The following is a 23,888-nucleotide window of genomic DNA, read 5'->3' on the forward strand; positions in this document are numbered from 1 at the left end:
AATTTTTTAAATAGTGTGGCTTCTATTTTTGCTGAAAAGTAATCGATGAAGCCTTTCTTTTTATTCTGGTTTTCACTTTAAGTGGTTTAGTCGCTGCGCAAGACTATGAGGAAAAGCTCCATTTACCGGATAGTTTGGTGTATGATCAAAAAAGTAATTATGATCGAAAGTTGATAATAACTAATCTCCAGCAACATTACAATAGTAAAGCACTTTGGGTTGCGGAAATTTAAATAGAATGATAAGTATTTAAGCAGAATTTGTAACAAAATCTTTTATCAATCGTGTAAATAGAAGGAGCATAAAACATAATAAAATGAATAACATTTATTTCAGTTTAATTTTACTAGTAGTAATTAGTAGTGGTTTTGCCCAAACCAATCCAGAATTACAAAAAATGGCAGATGCCGATCAATCAGAAAGAATGTCGGGAAATATCAATTGGGTCGAGCTTAATAAAAAAGATAGTATTCGATTGGCTAAAGCCACGCAGCTTTTTAACGATGGTGAATTAGAAACAGCGAAAGATTATTATAATGCCGGGATTATTTTTCAGCACGGTAAAGACACCATCGCATCAAAAATGGCAGTAGAAAGTTTTAAAAAAGCAATTGAAATGGATTCTACTTTAAACCGTTGGTGGTACGCTGCTGCGGTAGATCGAGATTTGATGCGCCGAGAAGAGCCACAAATTTATGGAACTCAATATGTGAGTAACTCTTCTACTAACGGAAAACTTAAAAGATATAAAATAGATACCACTAAAATTACCGATAAAGAACGTATCTATTATCGGGTAGAAACTCTTGAAGAGCAAAAACAAAAAGAGCGTATAATGAATTTGAAAAGTATATTCTCTTTTTATGTTGAAAATAGTTCAATCGAAAAAACTATTGCTTTAATTAAGAATGAAAAGGCGAAAGGAAAAACAAGTGTTTATAATGTTTCTGAAAGTGCGATCAATAGTTTTGGTTATCAATTAATGGGACAAAATAAGTTAGATGAGTCTTTAAAAGTATTAAAGTTGAATACAGCATTATATCCTAAAGCAGCAAATACTTGGGATAGTTATGGTGAAATATTACTGAAGTTAGGCAAAGAAAAAGAAGGCATAAAAGCCTATAAAAAATCTTTAGCATTAGACCCAAATAACGAAAATGCGAAAAATATAATTCGTAAAAGTGAAGATTAATATCGTTGTTTTTATAGTTTTCGTTGATGGATAGCTTCAAAAAAACCATGTTTATAAGTATCGCCTAATGGAAGGTCTTTGCCATCGATCCATACCTCATAGTTATCTGTTTTTTCAATTTTATCTAAAGCCACGATATACGATTTATGTACTTGAATAAAACTAAGTTCGGGAAGGCTTTCCTGTATACTTTTTAAGGTACTATAGGTTACTATTTGTTCGTTTTTAGTATGGATGACAACATAATTTTTTATACTTTCTAAATAAAGAATATCGGGAAGAGCCACTTTTTGAAAACGGTTTTTACCATCGGTTTTTACAAAAAAATAATCCTGAGTGGGAGCTATTAAACCATCCAAAGGGGTGGTTTGCTGGCGTTCCTTTATCTTTTCAATAGCTTCGATAAATCTTGGAAAAGCAATGGGTTTTAATAAATAATCTATTGCGTTTACCTGAAATCCTTCAACGGCAAATTGAGCGTAAGCGGTGGTGAAAATAATATAGGGAGAATAGTTGATAAGCTTAGAAAGCTGTATTCCAGTTAAATCGGGCATTTGAATATCCAAAAAAAGAATATCCGGCTTTTTTAGTTGTATTTCGTTTAACGCCTCCAGGGATTTATTGCTGCTTCCCAAAAGGCTAAGCACCTCCAGCTGTTGGATGAATTTTTCCAGTATGCGCACTGCAGGTGGTTCATCATCAATAATATAGCAGGTAAAACTTTTATTTCTCATCATTTAAATTATCAACGGGTCAATGGAAATTGAAGAAATACTTTAAAATAATTTTTCTCTTCGTCAATGTTTAAGGCATAGGTCTTTCCAAAAATTAAATCAAGGCGTTGTCGTATATTTTTATATCCAATCCCTTTTTCATCATAATTATCCCCGGCCTTTACCGCATTGTTTACTTCCATTTTTAAATACATATTATCAATACTTATGTCTAGCCATACCGGCTGTAGAGGGTCATCTAGAATACCATGCTTAAACGTGTTTTCTATAAAATGGATGAGTAGTAAAGATGGTATTTGATATTCTTCTGGATTTTCAGGAAAACGGCTTTCTATGTATAGTTTATTATCAAAACGACGTTCAAAAAGGGCGATATAATGCTGTAAGAATGTGAGCTCGCCTTTTAATGGAACTATTTCAGTATCATTTTCGTAGGTGATGTAGCGTAGCATTTCAGAAAGCTTAAGAATGTCGTTACTTAAATTTAAATCTACTTCCAAAGCATCGGCATAAAAACTGTTTAGAGTGTTGAATAAAAAATGCGGACTCAATTGCGATTTCAGTACTCTAAGTTCAGCTTGCTTTTTATCTAATTGAAGCTGATGGAGTTCCTGATTCACAGTTAATAAATATTTTACGCCATAAAACACTAAACTAAGGAGGATAATCCTAAAGGCATAATATGAATTATCGTAAATGTAGAATAACCATCGGCGGGAGTAATCACTATAATTGTGGGCACCGGTGATCTGGTAAATAATGACTTCTTCTATAACATATCGAATTCCCGCAAACAAAAAAATAGAAATAACTATCCCTCCAATTAATTTTAACCATCTTTTTTGTGGGATAGTATAGGGAGCAACTCCTAAATACACCCAATAAAAAATGAGCGCCTGTAAAAAAAAGAAACCTATTTTGTGAAGTAGTAACCACAGGCTAAAGGTCTCATATTTTCCCAAGAGAAATTCAAAGTACAAATCCATTCCCACAAAAAGTCCCCAAAAGAGAAGATTATAACGTATTTCCTGTTTTTCGTTCATAAATATGGAGGTGTTTCTTAACTCGATGATCCAGATTAAATGCTCCCAGGCTTGCCTAGAGGTAATTTACGAACATAAAGATAATATAGCTTCCCGATTAAGGATCCTGTATAAACGTTTTCCTTTAAAATAAAGGATGAATCTGTAATATTATACAACAAAACTTTTTAATAAGATTTTTAATGGGATGGTGTTGTGATAAAGGCGTTTGGTCATTTCCTGAGTTTTGATTGCTAAGCTTGGATTACTCTTGTACTCATAAAACCGAAAATTATGAGAACTATTCTACATGTGTTATGTTTTTGTTTCGCTTGTATTCAACTACACGCTCAACATCAGATAAATGGAAAAATTATAGATAAAAAAACCGGAGAAGCTTTAGCCTATGCTAATGTTTTGATAAAAGACCCAGATAACAAGAGTATTATAACTTATGCCTATTCTAATGAAAAGGGAGTTTTTATACTGGAAGATATCGAATTGGATGTAATATTGTTAGAAGTAGACATGATGGGATACCAGTCTTACCATACAATTTTAGAAGGTGATGCCTTACATAGTGAACTTGAGATTAGATTAGCGGAAGATGCCAGCCAGTTGGAAGAAGTAAATATAATTGCTAAAAAGAAGGCGATACGAATTAGTGGAGATAAAATGATTTTTAATTTAGAAAAATTGGGGATTATTACCAGTAGTAATGGCCTGGAAGCCTTAAGGCAGCTCCCCGGCGTGAGTTTAGATAAAGATGAAAATGTTCAGTTTCGTGGAAATGCAGATGTGCAGCTAATGATAAACGGTAAACCTACTTTATTAAAAGGCGATGCTTTACGAGAGTATATTAGGTCTTTAAGCGGACAAAATATTGAGAATGTTGAAATTATTGCTCAGCCTTCTGCCCGTTATGACGCTTCTGGAACAGCAGGGATTATCAATATTAATCTGAAACAACCCAAAGCAGCTTCTTTTAGTGGAAATGTATATTCCTCTGTGGGGTATGCAGAATATTTTAAAAACAGAAATGGATTGAATCTTTACTATAATGATTCCAAATGGAATATCAACCTGGGTGCTAATTATAATAGGAATAATAGTGTTAATCACCGGAATATTACACAAACCATTCAGTTAGAAGATTCTATAAAAGTACTGGATCAGCAAAACGAATGGTTACCCAAAACCATATCAAAAAACTTTACAGCAGGTATAGAACGCAATTTTTCGAAAAATCATAAAATAAGCACTGCTTTTAATTATGCTAATTCACATTCCGGTGAACTTACTCTTGGAACTACTAATGAATATGGGAACGATAATTTGTACCGACAGGTAAAGCTTCGAAAAGAGATCGAAGAACCAACCAAAAATACGAGCGGGAATTTGTTTTATAATTATATCTCTGATAGTTTGGACACGCAGTTGGATGTCCAGTTAAATTATGCTGATTACGAAAAAAGCCAAGAAGGACTTTTGCAAAATACGTATCCTATAAATCCCACTCCTCAAAATGAATTTTTATTGGATATTTTTGAAGAAATCCATTATAAATTATTTACAGCCCAGGCAGATGGTCAACATCGCTTTTCGAAACAATTAAAATTGGAAAGTGGTGCGAAACTCTCTAGAATCAAGATGAATTATAGCAGTGATTATGCCGCAAACGATAGCTCTCAATTATTTATACCAGAGGATTTGCTTACCAATAACTTTACCTATAAAGAACAGCTGTTTTCTGCTTATATACAGGGAAGTTATCAATTGGGGAAATGGAATGTGCTGACAGGAATCCGTGCAGAATACATAGATTATTCTGGTTTTTCTGAACAATTAAATCAAACAAATAGCAATAATTATATTGCCTGGTTTCCTTCGATGTCTATTAATTATGAAAAAGAAAACCATCAATACAGGTTAAGCTATAGCCGGCGAATAGGGAGACCAAATTATTTAGATTTAAACCCCTATTATCAATATCTGGATCCTTACACCTTAGAAATCGGAAACCCCGCATTGCAACCACAGTTTTATCATAGCTTTGAATTTAATTATATTTATAAAAATGCAATGAGTGCCAGCTTATATGGTAATTTCTATAATGATCAACTCACGTCAGTAATCGATTATCGGGATAACGAAAATTATAACCTGTTATTTACGGCTAATGGGGCAACAGGTAACCGCCTGGGTATTTCTTTAAACCTCCCTTTTGAACCTGTGGATTGGTGGAATTTTCAGTTTAGCTTTGATGGCTATCATACAAGGGAAGAGTCCAAAATTGTCAATTTTAGTTACGATCGTTCTGGTTTTGGATATAGTATGGAAATGTACCATAACCTTACCTTAAAAGATAATTGGACGCTTAATGCATCTGGTTTTTATAGCGGAAGGTCTCAAAGTGGGAATAGTGTAATGAATCCTCTCTATGATATTAGTGTTAACGTGAAAAAAATGTTATTAGATGATAAGTTGAAGTTAGAATTAGGCTGTCAGAATATCTTAAAAAAATCAATGTGGAATTCTGTTATCCAACAAGATAACGTGACAACACATTGGATAAATCGTTGGGAAACCCGTAAGTTTGTATTTGGTGCTACTTACAATTTTGGAAAAGGAACATCTAAAAAAGTGAAACCTACCTCACTTCAGGAAGAAAGCAGTAGGATGTAAATTTTTGTTACAGCGATTTCAATCCATTTCAGGTTTCTATAAAATCGAGGATAAGGAGGTTAATAATGCAAATGCTAAAAATCAATACGTAAAGAAAACAAAGTAGCCTTAAGACTACTTTGTTTTCTTTACGTATTGGGTGAGAATTACAATTTGTTGGCCTTCTACACGGCCTTCAATTTGTTCCGCATTATCCCAAACCACAGAAATGCGATGTACGGGCGTTCCTCTTTTTGCGGTGAAATTAGCCCCTTTTACATCTAAATCTTTAATAAGTACTACAGAATCACCATCTGCAAGAATATTGCCGTTACTGTCTTTGTGAATGATTTTTTCTGATTCATCCTGAGTATCTTCCGTAGCTTTTGCCCATGCTAAAGCATCTTCATCCAGGTACATCATTTCCAGTAAATCCTGCGGCCAGCCTACAGCCCGTAATCTGTTTAGCATTCTCCAGGCTACAATTTGCACCGGTAAATGTTCATTCCACATACTGTCATTTAAACAACGCCAGTGGTTAGGTTCTACTTTTTCAGGATCTTCGATTTGCGCTACACAGGTTTCGCATGCTAAAATAGAATCTTCTAAGGTGCCTTCTGAAGTTGGCGGTACCTGATAAATTTGCAAGTCGTGCTCGTAACCACATAATTCACATTTGTGACCACTACGGTCTACTAATTTTTTTTCAAGTACGCTCATTTTCTAAAAATTTTTGCAAAAATACATTTTATTTCCGCTTGTAAGCTAGAATACTAAATTTTTGACATTTTGAATAAATTTAGATATTGAAAACATATTTAAAATTAGAGGGGAATACCATCAATTTTTAAAGCTGATTCTTTTCGTTAAACTCAAGGATTTGATTGATCCAGTTTGAGGTGTTTTGTAGGTATAGCTCTGGTGTGATGCCTTTCTTTTCGTATTGGTTTAATTTACCATTTTTATGTTTGGTTGAAAAATTAACGCTGAATTCTGGGCATTTTGTTTTTGCTGAAAAAGACTGGTTTCCGTAGCCATATGCTAACATTCCACGTGAATTTTCACCGGCAATAATAGTCCGGCGATCTTTTTTTAGTTGAAGAGCCGTGAGTTCAGCAGCACTTGCTGTTTGAAAATTAATGAGTACAAAAACCTGTTTAATATGCTTGTTTTTCTTAAGCCATTTAAAAAGGGGGGCGGCTTGTTTAGTTGCGCCGCCGCCGTTATTTCTTAAATCTACAATCAGATTTTCTTTACGGAGGTTTTTAAGGTTTTTTTCATAAAAGGCTTCGGCTTCTTTCATCAAATTTCGGGTTCTGCTCAATGTTTTGATACCGATGTAATCAAAGTTCTTATTCACAGATTTATAATTGAAATTTTGCTCGTGATTGATTTGGAAAAAGTATCGGTTCGCTTTATTCCAAAATGTTCTCTGGATTCTCCCATCATTGATTGTGATATTGTTTTGGTAAGAAAGAACGCCGTTAGGGTAAAACTCAAATAATTCTAAATGCCCCTCTTTAGTTTTTTGAATTTTCAGCCTTATTTTTCCTTTTTCCCAACCCTCTGAGGCTGATTTTAGCGTGATCCCATACCATAAACTGTCCGTTTCTTTTTTTACGAATATCTGGTCTCTTCCTGCATAGTAAATGCCAGAGATTTTATCTTTCACTTTTGTAGTATCTATAGGTTTTTGGTAGGTAGGAATATGCTCTGCAACGGTTTCAGGAATTTTATAAATCTGATTATGGCGATCGTTAATAAACGTGATATATTTTTGCAGATAACCTGCGCAAAAAAAGCTGCGTAAGTTGTCTTTTTTGATTTGGAGAACAATTTTATCTTTCCATTGTTGAAATTCTTGTTCCCGATCTTCTTTTTTAATCTGAACTTTATAGCTTTTTGAATGCTGGATTAGTGACGAAGCATCATCTAAAACTGTAAGGCAGTCACAAGCTGAAGTTTGCCCTAAAGCGGAATAAGTTCCGAAGAAAATAAATGTAAAAATCAGTAATTTTTGGTATGTTTTTTTTGAATTGAGCTTCTTTAAGGAGGTCTGAGAAATAGTCATAATTTGCGTACTAAAAAGTATTTTTAAAATTAGCTATTATTAAGTTTTATTTTGCTTGAATAAATTGAAGTCTTGATTTTGCATGATAAAACATGGCTTTTAGCAAATAAATCTTAAAAAGGCTTGAGCACAAATACGCTGCAATAAAGAATTTTGTGGTAAGCTCGGGAGATCTTAGTCAATTATAGTTTATAGGCATTTTGATAATTATAGCGATCTGGGTATTATTTTATGGTCCTGGGAATATATTTTAGTTTAGTCTTAAAACAATGATAACTTCAATAGTGGTCTGCCATAATTTTTTTAATTTGGAGCTTTAAAAAAATCAGTAATGAGCATTTTCAGTAAAGATACCATCGAAGAAGAGCATAAAAAGAAACAGGCAGATTTTCAGGAAGAAGATGTAGAAACGGTTCTGGACGAAGAGGAAAAAATAAAGTCAAAATTTGAGAGTAAAAATGCTTTAAGACGATATTTTGACGATGCCCAGTTGTTATTTAATTTGGTAAGGGATTATGCGAGCGGGGAGTATCGTGACATTCCGTTTAATATTGTCGCTGCAGTAGGTGCAGCATTATTGTATGTGCTGTCACCAATCGATTTAATCCCAGATTTTATTCCGGTGATAGGCTATTTGGATGATGCAGCGGTAATCGCCTTCTGTTTAAGTTTGATTGAAAGAGATCTTGCCGCTTATAAAGTCTGGAAAAATTCAAAATCTTAGTATAGACCACAATGATCAAAAAATGAAAGTCCGCTATTATAGCGGACTTTATTATGTTTTGCTTTCTTCGCGAATTAAATGATTCCGTTTGGTTCTACCCATTTAAATTGATATTGATCTTGCGGGATAGCAATACGGTCTGCAATTCTTGTCATTCTATCCGGTAATTTCATAAGATAATCACGAGCTTTTTCAGCCTCATCGGTAAGAGCTCTCATCTTATCGATCTCCCAGTATTCGTTTAATTTCTTAAGAATTTCGATATAATCGTAAGTAGTATAAACACCTAGGCGCTGTGCTGCATTCGAGAAGTTCTCGAAAGCCTGTGCAATACCTTCGCCACTTTCCCTTAAAAACTGCGCCGGCATAACAATCTTCTTTTTCATCATATCGTGAAATGCCAACATCATTTCGCTAGGATCGTGCTCAAAAATTGTTTTTACGAATTCGCGATACGCCATATAGTGACGCATCTCATCTCCTGCGATGATATTACACATTTTACCCAGCATCTTATTTCCTTTTTTCTTGGCCAATTGTCCCACTCTTTTATGAGAAATATTGGTAGCAAGTTCTTGGAAGCTGGTATACACAAAGTTTTTATAAGGATCTCTTCCGGTACCAATATCAAAACCATCATTAATTAGGTGCTGCGTGGTTTTTTCAATTTCGCGCATATTTACACGACCCGACAGATAAAGATATTTGTTTAAAGTATCACCGTGACGGTTTTCTTCCCCCGTCCAATGTCTTACCCATTTAGACCATGGGTTTTGTTCACCATCAGCACGGCGTTGCTGGTCTACACCTTCTACATCCATAAGCCAGCTTTCGTAAGTTGGTAGGGCTTCTTCAGTAACCATGTCTGCAACCAGAACCACCCAAAAATCATAACCTAATTCTTTCGCTTCTTCACGAATTTGTTTTACGTGCTCCATTCCTTCTTCTCCCTGAAGATTCGGCAAAAGATCTGTAGGTTGCCAAATATTATCAACCGGAATTAGATATTTGTCAATAAAACCATCTACTTTACTTTCGATAGTTTTCATCACTTCAAGTCTTATGTTTTCTAGGGCCATTATTTTTGTATGTTACTGTAAATTAAGAAAATTATTTCTCTTTACAGAGTTGTTAGCAATATAAAATGCAATAACCATGCAAGTAATTTAATTACAAACACGGGGTTTGCAAATTAAAGGGAAATACATTGAATTACAAAGTTCTAAATGTTTTAGGCTAATAGTTTAATTTCTACCGTCCTCATTAGGGTATAAGGTATACACGGGGTCACTTTGCCAAACTTCTTTTGTATTGATATCGAGGGCAGAAATACTTCCTTTAAACGCTGCGCCGGTATCTATGTTCCAGATGCTTGCTTTGTTCACGGGTAAAGATTCACCAATTCTTGTTACCGGAGTATGACCAATAAAGATTTCATCAAAAATTTGAAGTCGTTTTGGATAAAATTCGCTGGTTTTTTCAATGTTAGGATCTAAAGAGATTGCCATTTCCCATAACGTACGATCCCAGTAAAATCCAGTGTCGTAATATTCATTTTCCGGTCCATGTAAGTTGGTAAATCCGGCATGAACAAATAATCGATTTTGGTCGTCTATATAATAATTCTGCATTGCTGAAAAAAATAGCAGGTGCTGTTGAATTTCTTTAGAAGATAATTTTGCGTAGCCATCAATACTACTTTGTCCGCCATGGATAACCCATCGATCAGTAATAGCACCACTTTTTAAATATTGATGAGTAAGATCATCATGATTTCCTCTTATAAAAATGCAATCAAAATCTTTAGCTAATTCGATAAGATAAGATACCACGTTGGCAGAATCACTCCAGCCATCAACATAATCACCTAGGAAAATAATTGTGTCTTCTGTAGTAACTTTAACTTTATCGTGTAATAGTTGTTTTAATGCTTTTAATCCTCCGTGTATATCGCCAATGCTTAGCGTTCTACCCATATTAACTATATTTTACTTTTCTTAAAATTCGTGTACTTTCTTTATAATAATGGTAGGCCTGGCTACTGTATTTTTTTAGGAAAGGTTTAGCCTCCTCCAGTTTTTCCATCGCTTCTCCAAAGCCGTTAAGATAACAAAGCAAATAAGTAGATGGTAGGTTTTTAACATCCTTTCGCTGATTTTTAGTAAGTGGCAATAATTTTTTTAATCGTTCTACCAGCATATTATTGCTATTGTAAATATGATAAAGTGTATTTTTATCGAATAATGGAGGTTGAAAGACCAGCTCACTTTGGATTTCGTAAGTGGCATTATCTTTAAAATGAATCGTAACCTCTTCTAATGGATAGTATTTATAGCTGTTAGGCAATCCAAGATGCACATATTCCAGAATTTTGAAGCTATTCGCATCAGAAGAAATACTTACTTCATCTAAATCTGAATAGAATAATTTTACCTGTTCATTAATTAATGCAATGTCTACACGACTAAAATAAATTTCACCTTTGGCATATTTTTTTTTACCTGCCCAACATACCACAAAATATTCCTTAAAAACCTGGTAAGTAGGGTTTAACTTTTTGTGATGCTTTATAAAATCAAAAACACCATTTAAAGTTAATTCTATATTATTCTGTGCATGTTTTTCGATCGAGGCGACAACCTCAGAATTCTCATCTTCAATTTTAATGTCAAAATCCTTTGGCATGCTTATGCTACCATCTCTAAGAAAAATAGAACCGCCATAATATTTCCAGATATTTTTCCTTAGTGAACATATTCTACCATTATTTGGTCGAATGGTTACCAGACCAACAACCAAATTATCGGGAAGATGCGGAAAAGGAATATTTTCGTATATCACTTTTGGCGGATTGCTTAAATATGCGTTAATAAGATTTTGGATTTTACTATCGTCAAAGAAATCGATACCCACAATGTCATTATCTTCGTCTTTAACCCCAATAACAATATAAGAGTTGTTTTTAGGATTAGAATTTGCCAGCGCACAAATGTGTTTTAGAAACTTAGCTTTTCCTTCTTTTTCGCCTATATTCAGTTGTAACTTTTTATCATAAAAGCTATTCTCGTCGTTATGCGCTAAAAGGTTTTTGATAAGAAGCCGTTTGTTAATCATAGTAATTTCCTGTCTACGATAGTGCTGGTAGCCTGTGCGGTACACATCACGATTAAATCGGCAATATTTACATGATAAGGTCTTGTAACCACAAATCTAATAATGTCTGCAATGTCTTCTGGCCGTAAAGCTTCAAAACCCTGGTAAACCTTTTCGGCTTTTTCGGCATCACCCTTAAAACGAACTTCACTAAATTCGGTTTTCACAAGCCCCGGATTGATAGCACCAACCCTAATCCCTTTACCGTTAAGGTCTATTCGCATTCCTTGATTAAGAGCATCAACGGCATGTTTGCTGGCGCAATAGACATTTCCGTTGGGGTAAACCTCTTTACCGGCGGTAGAACCAATGTTAATAATATGTCCTGATTTTCTGTCGATCATTCCCGGAATTACTGCTTTGCTAACATAAAGTAAACCTTTTAGGTTTATATCTATCATAGCCTCCCAATCGTCTATAGATCCGTCTTGTATGGGATCCAGACCATGCGCATTCCCGGCATTATTAATTAGAATATCGATATTTGAGAAATCTGGAGGTAAATTTTCAATCTTTTTAAAAACTTCCTCTTTATCACGAACATCGAAACTTAAACTTAAAACTTCAGTAATTTTGCGTAATTCTTCTTTAAGTTCGTTTAATCTTCCTTCTCTTCTTCCGCATATAATTAAATTAAATCCTTCTTCCGCAAAAATTCTAGCGGTTGCTTTTCCTATTCCACTTGTTGCGCCGGTAATTAGTGCAGTTTTCATTGTTAATGTTTTTTTAAGACTAAAGTACTAAAGTATTTGCAAGTAAAGGGCTTAGATGAATTAATAAGCATTTAAATCTTGTTAAAAAGCGTTAATGTGTATAAAGGTTGAAAATGATTTTAATTTCACGCCGTTATCTAGGCTGAATAAACCAAATCTATTTTTATGAGAAAGCAATTTTTAAATTTTAAAACTTTATTTCTATTAGTATTTACAGGACTTGCCTTAGCCTCTTGTAGCGATGACGATGATTCTGCCGGAGCAGAAGGGAATGCCCGAATTTCTGTAAGAATGGTAGATGCACCAGGAGATTATGATGCTGTAAATATCGATGTGGAAGCAGTTAGAGTACAAACCGGAGTCGAAGAAGACGAAAATGAAGGTTGGGTAACTTTAGATACTGAAGCCGGAATTTATAATCTATTGGAGCTTACCGGTGGAGTTTCGCAATTATTGGCTGATGAAGAAATTGCCCCTGGGTATGCCGGGCAGATTCGTTTGGTATTAGGAAACGATAATACCATAGTTGTAAACGGAGAAGAATTCCCATTAGCAACACCAAGTGCACAGCAATCAGGTTTAAAATTAAATATTAACGAGGAGCTTGAACCTGGCGAAGAGTACCTTTATATATTAGATTTTGATGTAGATGAATCTATTGTTACTCAGGGTAACGGAGGCTATACATTAAAACCTGTAATTCGTTTATCTGTAGAGGATGATGCCGGGAAGATCGTGGGGAAAGTTCATCCTTCAGAATTTAGAAGTTTAGTGACTGCTACAAATGCTTCAAATCGTATTTCTGCTTATACCAATGCCAGTGGAGAATTTGCATTGTACGGTGTACCAGAAGGAACCTATCAAATTAAGGTTGAGCCCGATCCAATCTCTGGTTTAGACCCTATTACTAGAGATAATGTAGAGGTGGATGATGATGGTACTACAGATGTAGAGACTTTGTTTCTGGAATAAAGAAAGAAACTTAGTTAATAATACTTATGTAAAAGGTGCTTAAAAAGCACCTTTTTTTATTTTAAGCAATAGAGATTAAATACTTTGTTCCTTCCCGGTCCGGTAGTTATTGGGGTGGAGATGTCTTGAAATGAAAATATTTTTCTGATAAATGCCAATGTCTTGAGGTGGTTTACTAAAGCTGTTTTTAGAGTATACTTTGAATACATTTTACTCAATTTATCCAATTTTGTTAAGAACTTTGACCAGAAAATAAAAAATAAAGCGGAGTTTTTATATTTTTAAAAAATATTAATCACTGATACACAATAGAATTTAGAGCATTCCGTTAAATTTATGCTCAAAACAAATAATATAGATTATTGAATACCCGAAAGTTTAATAATATTGAATTTGCTACGACCGCAGTATGGTTGTATATTCACGTTTTAAAATCTAATTAGAATAATGACAGATAATCAATCTTCTTTAGATATCGCCAGTCTAAATGAAAAAATTGAAAGGGAGAGTGCTTTTGTAGATGTGCTAACCAAAGAGATGAATAAAGTGATCGTGGGGCAAAAGCACATGGTAGAGCGTTTACTTATAGGCTTACTGGGTCAGGGACATATCCTTTTAGAAGGTGTTCCTGGACTTGCAAAGACCCTGGCGATTAACACATTATCTCAAGCTGTTCATGGATCCTTCAGTCGTGTTCAGTTTACACCAGATTTACTTCCTGCGGATGTTGTAGGTACGCTTATTTATAATATGAAGATTAATGACTTCAGTATAAAAAAGGGGCCTATTTTCGCAAATTTCGTGCTTGCAGATGAGATTAACCGTGCACCGGCAAAAGTACAATCGGCTTTACTGGAAGCAATGCAGGAAAAGCAGGTGACTATTGGTGACGAAACCTTTAAATTAGATAAGCCGTTTTTAGTAATGGCAACGCAAAACCCGGTAGAACAGGAAGGAACTTATCCCTTACCTGAAGCACAGGTAGACCGTTTTATGCTAAAAACCGTCATTAAATATCCGCAATTAGAGGAAGAGCAATTAATTATTCGAGCCAACCTAAAAGGAAGTTTTGAGAAGGTAAATCAGGTGGTAAGTATCGAGCAGATATTAAGAGCACAGCAAACGGTACGTGAGGTATATATGGACGAGAAGATCGAGAAATATATTCTGGATATTATTTTTGCTACCCGTACGCCAGAGAAATACCGTTTAGAAGATCTAAAACCCTTAATTAGCTTTGGTGCTTCCCCACGTGGTAGTATTAACCTGGCAACTGCGGCAAAATGTTACGCATTTATAAAACGTAGGGGATACGTTATTCCTGAAGATGTTAGGGCAGTTGTTTATGATGTTTTACGACATAGAATAGGAATTACCTACGAAGCCGAAGCTGAAAATATAACTTCTGAAGATATTATTGGTAAGATCGTGAACGAGATCGAAGTGCCGTAGGTATACACAATTATCAATTGGCAATTATCAAAAACACTTTGGTAATTGATTATTGTTATTTGTTTATTGAAAAATATGGATACCAAAGAGTTACTTAAGAAAGTTCGTAAGATCGAAATAAAAACCCGTCGCCTTAGTGATCATATCTTTGGCGGTGAATATCATTCTACCTTTAAAGGAAGAGGGATGACTTTTAGCGAAGTGCGACAATATCAATTTGGTGATGATGTTCGTAATATCGACTGGAATGTTACGGCACGTTATAATGAGCCTTTCGTTAAAGTTTTTGAAGAAGAGCGGGAGCTCACCATGATGTTGGTGGTCGATGTTTCAGGATCTGAATTTTTCGGGACGCAAAGTCAGTTTAAAAAAGAAGTGATTACCGAAATTGCGGCAACTTTAGCATTTTCTGCAACCCAGAATAACGACAAGATTGGTTTGTTGATGTTTTCAGACCAAATAGAAAATTATATACCTCCCAAAAAAGGAAAATCTCACGTCTTAAGGATTATAAGGGAATTATTAGAATTTCAGCCAAAAAGTAAGAAGACCGATATTGGTTTAGGGCTGAAATATCTATCGAATGTGATGAAGAAGAAAGCCATCGTTTTTGTGCTATCCGATTTTATGGGGGATGATTATCAGCAAACGCTTAAGATTACCGGAAATCGTCACGATGTTACAGGTATTAGGGTATACGACCAGCGAGAAAAGGAAATTCCTAATATTGGTTTGGTACAAATGTTGGATGAAGAGACCAACGAATATATCACTGTGAATACCGGGAGCAAGGCAGTAAGGCGCAGCTATACCGAGTATTATTTGGGGCGGGTAGGATATTTCGAAGAAAGCTTTGCCCTAAGTGGAGCAGGAGTAATTAATACCAGGGTAGATGAAAGTTATGTGAAAAAACTTTTAGGGTATTTTAAAAGGAGAGGCTAAGCGTATAAAGATGAAAAAAAATAAATTGTTAGATTTTATTTATAAAAAACATTCTTTTAAAAAGCAGTTTCAGGCCATATTAATTATTGCCGTTGCTTTTTTTGCTTTACCTGCAATGGCGCAGGAAGCTCAGGTTTCAGCAAGTATTGATACGGCTCAGATTAAAATTGGGGAGCAGATTTTATACCAAATCAATGTGGAAACCGATTCTACAAACCTGGTGGTTTTTCCCGAAGGGAATACTTTCTCCCCTTTAGAAGTGGTGGAATCCTTGGGCGCCGATACGACCAGGGTACAAAATAAATTTCAGCTTCTTAAAGAATACAGCCTTACACAATTCGACTCAGGTTCTTATACCATTCCGCAGCAAAGAATTATCATAAATAATAAGCCATTTTTAACTGATTCAATGCGTGTTGAGGTGGCCGATGTTGCTGTAGATACTACGCAACAGCAAATGTACCCTATAAAGCCTTCGGTAGAAGTTCCAAAAAGTTTTAGTATCCCAGTTTGGGTTTGGTGGCTATTATTAATTCTAGTGATATTGGGCGTTTCAGTATTCTTTTTTATAAAACGCAGAAGAGAAAAAGCGCTGGAAAATAAATTACCGCCATACGAGCAGGCGATGAAAGACCTAGATGAGCTAGATAAAAGTACGCTTATAGAAAATAGAGAGGTTAAAGAGTATTATTCGAGATTAACCTATGCCGTTAGACGTTATTTAGATGAAAAGGTATATGATCGTGCGATGGAGAGTACTTCGACCGAGTTAATAGATTTTCTGGAAGCGCAACAAAAATCGGGTGTACTTCATTTACATGGAAAAACACTGCAGAATTTAAAACAGATTCTACAAAGGGCCGATTTGGCGAAATTTGCAGGATCCCGACCTGATGTAATTACAGCAAAAGAGGATCGTAACAAAACGCGGATGATTATTAATGATGTTAAATCGTCGATGCCAGAGCCAAGTGAAGAAGAGCTTATGCAGGACGAAGAATATCGCCAGAATAAACTGTCGAAAAAGCGTAAGAAACGATTGATTTTTGGTATTTCTGGCGGTGTTTTGGTGATATTTATTGCTTTGGCCGTTTTGATTAGCTCCAAAGGACTGGATTATGTGATCGATACCTACTGGGGGCATCCTACCAAAGAATTACTGGAAGGGGAGTGGATTAGAAGTGAATATGGTACGCCGCCCGTAGTCATAACTACTCCAGAGGTCTTGGTGAGAAAGGAAATGGAATTAAGCAAAGATGCTACCCAAACTTATGCCGATGCACAAATGTTTGCTTTTGGTAGTTTGGTGAGTAATTTTTATACCAGTTTAAGTACCCGCATCTTCACCAAAAAAGACCAGTTTGATCTTAAAACGGGAGTAGATGGTGTTTATAAGGAATTAGAAAATCAGGGAGCCCAAAATATTGTAATGAAACAGGAAGAATTTACCACGGTAAATGGGGCTAAGGGTGTAAAAGTATTTGGTACCCTGGAAATAAAGAATCCTGTGAACGACGAAATTAAACCTAAAAAATATAGTATTTTGAATTTTGCTGAAAATGGTGGCTTCCAGCAAATCACTGTAATTTACGATGAAGACGACAGTTATGCTGACGAAATCTCTGGAAGGATCATTAATTCAGTAGAACTTATAAAATTGAATAATTAATGTTTGCGAATTTCACTTTCGAAAATCCTGAGTTTTTCTGGTTGTTTATTTTACTTCCGGTGGCGATCGCATGGTATTTCTGGAAAAGAAATCTGCAAACACCGGCACTAAGGATGTCAAGTATTCAGGGGTTTAAAGCTAAATCCAGTATTTTGGCAAAATTAAGACCCGTTCTTTTCATTTTAAGGATATTGGCGCTGGCTTTATTAATCGTTGCTTTGGCAAGGCCAAGAACAGTAGATGTTTCTACCCGAACCAACAGTACCCAGGGGATTGATATCGTAATGGCAATAGATGTTTCGGCCAGTATGCTGGCAAGAGACCTACAGCCAAATCGTTTAGAAGCTACAAAAGCGGTAGGTGAAGAATTTATAAAAGGCCGGCCTTCAGATCGTATAGGATTAGTGCTTTATTCCGGAGAAAGTTTTACCAAAACACCAATTACCAGTGATAAATCGGTTGTGTTACGCGCATTGGAAGATGTTGAGTTTAATAATATTTTAGAAAGTGGTACAGCAATAGGTTCAGGTTTGGCTACTTCGGTGAATCGACTAAAAGATAGTAAAGCCGAAAGTAAAGTGATTATTTTACTTACCGATGGGGTAAATAATTCAGGTTTTATCGATCCAAAAGTGGCTAGTGAATTAGCAAAGGAGTTTGGTATTAAAGTGTATACGATTGGGGTTGGTACAAATGGTATGGCGTTAACTCCCGTAGGTATTGCAGCTAATGGTCGTTTTCAATTTGGTAATCGCCAGGTAGAGATCGATGAAGATCTATTAAAACAAATTGCTGATGAGACGGGAGGAAAATATTTTAGAGCCACCAATAACGAGAAGTTGGAGGATATCTATGATGAAATCGATCAATTAGAAAAAACAGAAATCGAAGAATTTAAGTATACCAATTACGACGAGAAATTTCGCCCTTTTGCATTACTTGCCGGCGCACTATTACTATTCGAATTGTTGTTGAGGTATACCCTATTTAGAAGTTTTATATAAGGCTTGTGATGTTAGTATTTGAAGAAGAAATATATTTTTGGCTGTTTCTGGTTATCCCGGTGATACTGGTACTTTTTATTTTCCTGTTAATCTGGAAAAGAAAAGCCCGTAAAAGCTTTGCCAGTGATGAGCTTTTACAAAAACTGGCGCCCAATAAATCGAATTTTAAGCCTATGCTTAAATTGATTTTAGTTTGTTTGGCGCTGGCCTGTTTGGTCGTTGCTCTGGTAAACCCTAAAATGGGAACCACTATGGAAACGGTTAAACGCGAAGGAGTAGATATTGTTTTTGCGATCGATGTTTCTAAAAGTATGGATGCCGAAGATATCGCTCCCAGCCGTCTGGAAAAGTCGAAGCAAATTGTAAGGCAAATTTTAGGAGGTTTAGGCAGTGATCGTGTAGGGATTATAGCCTATGCAGGAAGTGCATTTCCGCAGTTACCTATTACTACAGATTATGCAGCTGCAAAAATGTTCCTCCAGGCCTTAAATACCGATATGATAAGCTCTCAGGGAACCGCTATTGGTGATGCAATCGATCTGGCTACAACCTATTATGATGATGATAACCAAACAAATCGAGTACTCTTCATTATCAGTGATGGTGAAGATCATGAAGGTAATGTAGAATCTATTGCTGATGAAGCTGCTGAGAAAGGGATTAGAATTTATACCATTGGCGTGGGAACCGAAAAAGGAGGCCCAATTCCTATTAAAAGAAATGGGGTGGTTCAGAATTATAAAAAAGATCAAAACGGGGAAACCGTCATTACAAAACTTGATCCTAATACCCTGCAGCAAATCGCATCTGAAGCGAATGGAGAATATATCGAAGGGAATGTAACTGCCAAGGTTGCAGAAACGGTACAGGATTTGTTAAAGAACATAGAGAAAACAGAATTTGAAGCGAAACAATTTGCCGATTATCAATCGCATTTTCAGTGGTTTTTAGGGCTTTGCTTTATATTTCTGTTTTTAGACTTATTTCTCTTGGAGAGAAGTACGGCGTGGATTAAAAAGCTTAATTTGTTTAATGAAACAAAAAAGGATTAATATGAGAACTGCTAAAATGACATTTGCGCAACACTCTTTTTTCCTGATTTTAATATTGCTTTTTTCTAGGGTCGGGATTGCCCAGCAAAATGACGAGACGGAAAAACTTATTAAGGAAGCAAATGCTTATATGAACCAAGCTGAAGAAGCGTTAAGTGAAAATGATTTTGCCGGAGCTGAAGCTGCTTACCGAAAGGCCATAGCCAAAGATCCATCAAATACCACAGCAAAATATAATATGGGAAACCTGTATTATAATCGTGAGAAGTCTGGAGAGTCTCAATCCAGGTTTGTGGAAGCCAATAAAGTTTCTGAAAATAAAGAAGACCGCCATAAGATAAATCATAATCTTGGTAATTCTTTTATGAAGCAGAAAAAATATAAGGAAGCTGTTGAAGCTTATAAGAATGCGTTGCGAAATGATCCTACGGACGATGAAACCCGTTATAACCTTGCTTTAGCGAAAAAGAAACTTGAAGAAGAGCAACAGCAAAACAAGGATAATAACGATAATCAGGACAACCAGGATAATAAAGACCAAAACGAAGATCAGAAAGATCAGGACCAGGACAATCAGGGAGACAAAGGAGAAGATAAGGATCAGGACGGTAAACCTAAAGACGAAGGTGATAACGAAAAACAGGATCCAAAAGATGGAGAAGGAGATCAGGAAAATGAAAAGCCCCAGGATCAGGATCCTAACGAACAAAATAAAGGAGATCAAGATCAAAAAGATCAAAAGGGAAAACCCGATCAGCAAAAACAGCAGCAACCTCAACCTGCACAAGGACAGCTTTCGCCACAACAGATTAAAAATCTGCTTGAAGCTATGAATAACCAGGAAGAGAAAACTCAGGATAAGATGAATGCCGAAAAAGCTAAAGCTGTTAAAACACGGTCAGATAAAGACTGGTAACATTCTAAATTTTGCTCGATAATCGAGATTAGATGTTCAGGTTGTGATCCCGGTAGCTGCAGCGATTGGGATGCCGTGAAATAAAAAATAATTTTCTAATACATGCCTCATGTGCTTGTCCTGAGGTTAGTTTATTAACTAGATCTAGATTAGAATTAAGGTTTACAAATGAAATTAAAGTTAATAATATTAAGTCTGTTTCTATTTACGACCTCACTTCTTTCTGCACAGGTAAAGTTTACAGCAGAAGTTAGCCGGGAGCAGATTGGTATCAACGAGCGTTTACGTGTTGATTTCAATATGAATAAAGACGGGGATAACTTTACTCCACCTTCCTTTACAGGTTTTAAAGTAGTGGGAGGACCAAACCAGCAGGTAAGCAACAGTTGGGTGAATGGGAAGAGTACCTTTTCTAAAACCTATAGCTATTATCTTGAGCCCAATTCGAAAGGGACTAAAACGATCGGGCAGGCACAGGTTACCGTCGCCGGGACAGTTTATAAAACTTCACCGGTAAATGTAGAGGTTGGGGATGCCGTAGAGCGACCTCAGGATGGTAATGATGCTGCCATTGTACCGGAAGATAACTTGCATTTTGTTGCCGAAGTATCGAAACCCAATCCTTATCTTAATGAGGCAGTTACCGTGACTTATAAACTTTATGTGAGTGAAAGAATAGGGATAAGTAATTTTAGGATGTTAGATAATCCTAGCTTTCCCGATTTTTGGAGTCAGACCTTAAATATGAATGGGTACAGATTTGAGCAAGGCACTTATAGAGGCGAACCCTATCGCTATGCGGTAGTTTATAAAACACTTTTATATCCCCAAAAAACCGGAAAATTAGAGATCGATCCAGTTGCCATTTCAGTTTCTGTAGATGTTCCTAGTCAGCGTAGAAGTATTTTTGGAGGCGTCATTTATCAAACAGTCGAGAAACGAGTAACTTCAGCAAGCCGTGAAATCGATGTGAAGCCATTACCCACTCAGGGCAAACCTGCAAATTTCACCGGTGCAGTAGGAAGTTTCGAGTTTAGTGTAGATCCAAGTAAAACCACCTTAGATGCCGGGGAATCACTAACCGCTTCAGTAAAAGTTAGAGGTCGTGGTAACTTAATGCTTTTTGAGTTACCAGACCTTACGGTTCCTAGTTCATTAGAGATATATGAGCCGGAAAGAAAAGAGAACTTTAGCTCCACATTAAATGGGACTCAGGGAAGTCTTACAGAAGATTATACCATTGTGCCCACTCGTAAAGGTAAATATCCAATTCCTGGACTAAATTTTTCTTATTTTGATCCGCGATCTGAGACTTATAAAAGCATAAGTACAGATGATATCGTTATTGATGTTGAAAATGGTCCTGTTGGGGCGCCAACTAATTCGGCTACTAAGGATAACAATACGGTAGCTTCGAATAAACAGCCGGTAAATCTTAGTGGTGACCAGTTTAGATATATAAAACTTAATGCCAATCTAAAGCCTTTAAATGCACCAGCATTTTTTAGATCCTGGTTATTTTGGGCGCTTTTAATAATTCCTTTGCTCATACTTCCACTGATTATTATGTTTGGTAAGAAGCGTGAAGCAAGAGCAAATGATATCACCGGAAACCGAATCCGGAAAGCAGATAAATTGGCAAGAAAATATCTTTCTGAAGCTCGAAAAAATCTTGGACAGCAACAGGAATTCTATATTGCTTTGGAAAGAGCAATGCATAATTATCTAAAAGCAAAATTGCATATCCAGACCGGTGAAATGAGCAAAGAGAGAATTAATGAAATTCTTACAGAAAGGGGGGTAGATCAAGCTACAACCACTCAATTTATCGAGATTTTAAAAAGTTGCGAATTTGCAAGGTATACGCCGGCATCTATGGATACCATGAAACAGGATTATGATAAGGCGGCCAATGTAATATCAACTTTAGATAAACAATTGTAATTATGAAAAAGATCTTTTTTATCCTGCTGGTTTTTTGCACTACAATTGGTTTTGGGCAAAATGAGGCACTTTTTGAGCAGGCAAATAAAGCCTATGCCGATGGTAATTACGAAGATGCGATTAAAAAATATGAAAGTATTTTGGATAAAGGCGAAACTGCTGTATCCTTATATTACAATCTTGCAAATGCCCATTACAAATTAAATCATATCGCTCCAAGCATATACTATTATGAGAAAGCACTGCAATTAGCACCCAACGATGCCGATGTAAAAAATAACATTCAGTTTGCCAGAAATATGGCAATGGACGATATCGAAAATGTACAACGTACAGGTATTGCTAAGACTATAGATGATCTAATCGCTACATTTAGTTTTAATACCTGGGCCATGCTGGCTATTGTGTTTATGGTGCTTTTCGTTATTTTATTTTTGTTTTATTATTACGGAAGGACTACGCTCTCAAAACGTATTTTTTTTATTACCTCAATGGTTTCTATACTTCTTTGTATCGTTTCCGTATACTTTGCTTTTAGCCAGCAAAATATTCAACTAAATAATAATTACGCCATTGTTTTTGCTGAAGAAGCCGGGGTTAGAAGTGAACCCAACCTAAGAGGGGAACCTGCTTTTTTATTACATGAAGGCACTAAAGCCAAGTTGTTGGAAAAATATCAGGAGTGGTATAAAATTGAAATAGCCGACGGTAAACAAGGCTGGATGCTAAAAGAAAATCTAAAAGAACTGTAAGATTACTTTTTACCGAAGCTCTTGGTATAGGTTCCTTTTCTTTTTGATAAGGGTAAAATATTGAATGGTTATACCGAATCATAAGCAGATACCGTTAACCTGAACTTATCCTCGATAGTTGTCATATCTTTGAAAATATCAATAAGTTTTCGATACTTAAAGTCAAGAATTCAAGATTCTGCTGATAACTAAATTAGAAAAGTAGTACAGCCCAAAAGTTATTCGGTATTTTTGCAATTAATGTCAAGACTTACTTGTAGACAAAAGTAAAATGGATTTTTATAAGCAGATTTTAGAAAATAACAAGCAATGGGTGAGCAGTAAGCTGGACTCAGATCCCGAATTTTTTAAGCGGTTAGAGAATGGTCAACAACCTCCTTTACTATGGATAGGTTGTGCGGATAGTCGCGTCCCTGCGAACGAAATTATCGGTACGCAGCCTGGCGAAGTCTTTGTACACCGTAATATTGCCAATATGGTCATTCATACCGATATGAACATGTTAAGCGTGCTAGACTACTCAGTAAACGCTTTAAAAGTGCAGCATATAATTGTATGCGGTCATTATGGCTGTGGTGGGGTAAAAGCTGCTATGGATAATCAATCTATAGGTTTAATCGATAACTGGATTCGTCATATAAAGGACATTTATAAAATGCATGTTCGCGAACTGGAGACGATAAAAGATGAAAAAGCGCGTTGGGATCGCTTTGTAGAATTGAATGTAATCGAGCAGGTGTATGATCTTGCTGAAACCTCAATTATACAAAATGCTTGGAAAAATAAACAAAAAGTGGTGATTCATGGTTGGGTTTATGGAGTTGGTACTGGTATCGTAAAAGATCTTAATGTTCACTTAACCGGGAATGAAAATTTAGATGAAGTTTATAATTTAAAATTCTAGGTTTTATA

Annotated in this window: 21 protein-coding genes; 13 read left to right on the forward strand and 8 right to left on the reverse strand. The window is 35.9% G+C overall.

What is annotated here, in order from left to right:
- Positions 1 to 316 precede the first annotated feature (316 nt).
- Positions 317 to 1,192, forward strand: coding sequence for a tetratricopeptide repeat protein (locus ZPR_RS01445; RefSeq protein ID WP_013069814.1), 876 nt, complete (start codon positions 317 to 319; stop codon positions 1,190 to 1,192).
- 11 nt (positions 1,193 to 1,203) lie between these two features.
- Here ZPR_RS01445 and ZPR_RS01450 read toward each other — a convergent pair whose 3' ends face one another.
- Both ZPR_RS01450 and ZPR_RS01455 read right to left on the reverse strand, forming a co-directional pair.
- The gene (locus ZPR_RS01450) at positions 1,204 to 1,929 is read right to left on the reverse strand and encodes a LytR/AlgR family response regulator transcription factor (protein ID WP_013069815.1); all 726 of its coding nucleotides are present in this window, start codon (positions 1,927 to 1,929) and stop codon (positions 1,204 to 1,206) included.
- 8 nt (positions 1,930 to 1,937) lie between these two features.
- Positions 1,938 to 2,969, reverse strand: a complete 1,032-nt coding sequence (locus ZPR_RS01455) for a sensor histidine kinase (protein ID WP_013069816.1) — start codon at positions 2,967 to 2,969, stop codon at positions 1,938 to 1,940.
- Between the two features lie 273 nt (positions 2,970 to 3,242).
- Between ZPR_RS01455 and ZPR_RS01460 the strand changes: the two genes are divergently transcribed.
- Positions 3,243 to 5,633 carry a TonB-dependent receptor gene (locus ZPR_RS01460; protein ID WP_041578512.1) on the forward strand — a complete coding sequence of 797 codons (2,391 nt, stop codon included), beginning with the start codon at positions 3,243 to 3,245 and terminating at the stop codon, positions 5,631 to 5,633.
- Between the two features lie 114 nt (positions 5,634 to 5,747).
- Here ZPR_RS01460 and ZPR_RS01465 read toward each other — a convergent pair whose 3' ends face one another.
- Both ZPR_RS01465 and ZPR_RS01470 read right to left on the reverse strand, forming a co-directional pair.
- The gene (locus tag ZPR_RS01465) at positions 5,748 to 6,332 is read right to left on the reverse strand and encodes a PhnA domain-containing protein (protein WP_013069819.1); all 585 of its coding nucleotides are present in this window, start codon (positions 6,330 to 6,332) and stop codon (positions 5,748 to 5,750) included.
- A 127-nt stretch (positions 6,333 to 6,459) separates the two neighbouring features.
- On the reverse strand, positions 6,460 to 7,683 hold the full coding sequence (locus ZPR_RS01470) for a S41 family peptidase (protein ID WP_013069820.1): 1,224 nt from the start codon (positions 7,681 to 7,683) through the stop codon (positions 6,460 to 6,462).
- Between the two features lie 331 nt (positions 7,684 to 8,014).
- Between ZPR_RS01470 and ZPR_RS23980 the strand changes: the two genes are divergently transcribed.
- The gene (locus ZPR_RS23980; protein WP_013069821.1) at positions 8,015 to 8,407 is read left to right on the forward strand and encodes a YkvA family protein; all 393 of its coding nucleotides are present in this window, start codon (positions 8,015 to 8,017) and stop codon (positions 8,405 to 8,407) included.
- 74 nt (positions 8,408 to 8,481) lie between these two features.
- Here the strand turns inward: ZPR_RS23980 and ZPR_RS01480 are convergent, their stop codons facing one another.
- From ZPR_RS01480 to ZPR_RS01495, 4 genes are all read right to left on the reverse strand, one after another.
- Positions 8,482 to 9,486, reverse strand: coding sequence for an acyl-ACP desaturase (locus tag ZPR_RS01480; protein WP_013069822.1), 1,005 nt, complete (start codon positions 9,484 to 9,486; stop codon positions 8,482 to 8,484).
- Between the two features lie 165 nt (positions 9,487 to 9,651).
- Complete coding sequence (locus tag ZPR_RS01485) at positions 9,652 to 10,383, reverse strand: metallophosphoesterase (RefSeq protein ID WP_013069823.1); 732 nt, start codon at positions 10,381 to 10,383, stop codon at positions 9,652 to 9,654.
- Position 10,384: 1 nt separating this feature from the next.
- On the reverse strand, positions 10,385 to 11,521 hold the full coding sequence (locus tag ZPR_RS01490; RefSeq protein WP_013069824.1) for an ATP-binding protein: 1,137 nt from the start codon (positions 11,519 to 11,521) through the stop codon (positions 10,385 to 10,387).
- Complete coding sequence (locus ZPR_RS01495; RefSeq protein WP_013069825.1) at positions 11,518 to 12,273, reverse strand: SDR family NAD(P)-dependent oxidoreductase; 756 nt, start codon at positions 12,271 to 12,273, stop codon at positions 11,518 to 11,520. The genes ZPR_RS01490 and ZPR_RS01495 overlap by 4 nt, the downstream gene beginning before the upstream one ends.
- Before the next feature lie 165 nt (positions 12,274 to 12,438).
- Between ZPR_RS01495 and ZPR_RS01500 the strand changes: the two genes are divergently transcribed.
- The 10 genes from ZPR_RS01500 to can all read left to right on the forward strand — a co-directional run bounded on the left by ZPR_RS01500 (position 12,439) and on the right by can (position 23,880).
- Entirely contained in the window at positions 12,439 to 13,245 is an 807-nt protein-coding gene (locus ZPR_RS01500) for a DUF4382 domain-containing protein (protein ID WP_013069826.1), read from the forward strand.
- A 447-nt stretch (positions 13,246 to 13,692) separates the two neighbouring features.
- Positions 13,693 to 14,697, forward strand: a complete 1,005-nt coding sequence (locus ZPR_RS01505) for an AAA family ATPase (RefSeq protein WP_013069828.1) — start codon at positions 13,693 to 13,695, stop codon at positions 14,695 to 14,697.
- A gap of 75 nt (positions 14,698 to 14,772) precedes the next feature.
- Positions 14,773 to 15,639 carry a DUF58 domain-containing protein gene (locus tag ZPR_RS01510; protein ID WP_013069829.1) on the forward strand — a complete coding sequence of 289 codons (867 nt, stop codon included), beginning with the start codon at positions 14,773 to 14,775 and terminating at the stop codon, positions 15,637 to 15,639.
- 10 nt (positions 15,640 to 15,649) lie between these two features.
- Positions 15,650 to 17,308: a DUF4381 family protein gene (locus tag ZPR_RS01515; protein WP_013069830.1), complete on the forward strand. Its 1,659-nt coding sequence runs from the start codon at positions 15,650 to 15,652 to the stop codon at positions 17,306 to 17,308.
- Entirely contained in the window at positions 17,308 to 18,312 is a 1,005-nt protein-coding gene (locus ZPR_RS01520) for a vWA domain-containing protein (RefSeq protein ID WP_013069831.1), read from the forward strand. The genes ZPR_RS01515 and ZPR_RS01520 overlap by 1 nt, the downstream gene beginning before the upstream one ends.
- An 8-nt stretch (positions 18,313 to 18,320) precedes the next feature.
- Positions 18,321 to 19,364, forward strand: coding sequence for a vWA domain-containing protein (locus ZPR_RS01525; protein ID WP_013069832.1), 1,044 nt, complete (start codon positions 18,321 to 18,323; stop codon positions 19,362 to 19,364).
- A 1-nt stretch (position 19,365) separates the two neighbouring features.
- The gene (locus tag ZPR_RS01530; protein WP_013069833.1) at positions 19,366 to 20,280 is read left to right on the forward strand and encodes a tetratricopeptide repeat protein; all 915 of its coding nucleotides are present in this window, start codon (positions 19,366 to 19,368) and stop codon (positions 20,278 to 20,280) included.
- Between the two features lie 168 nt (positions 20,281 to 20,448).
- The gene (locus ZPR_RS01535) at positions 20,449 to 22,224 is read left to right on the forward strand and encodes a BatD family protein (protein ID WP_013069834.1); all 1,776 of its coding nucleotides are present in this window, start codon (positions 20,449 to 20,451) and stop codon (positions 22,222 to 22,224) included.
- Between the two features lie 2 nt (positions 22,225 to 22,226).
- Entirely contained in the window at positions 22,227 to 22,976 is a 750-nt protein-coding gene (locus ZPR_RS01540; protein WP_013069835.1) for an SH3 domain-containing protein, read from the forward strand.
- Positions 22,977 to 23,247: 271 nt separating this feature from the next.
- Positions 23,248 to 23,880: a carbonate dehydratase gene (gene can / locus ZPR_RS01545; RefSeq protein WP_013069836.1), complete on the forward strand. Its 633-nt coding sequence runs from the start codon at positions 23,248 to 23,250 to the stop codon at positions 23,878 to 23,880.
- Positions 23,881 to 23,888 lie beyond the last annotated feature (8 nt).

Origin of the sequence: Zunongwangia profunda SM-A87, assembly GCF_000023465.1 — a bacterium.
Lineage (GTDB): Bacteria > Bacteroidota > Bacteroidia > Flavobacteriales > Flavobacteriaceae > Zunongwangia > Zunongwangia profunda.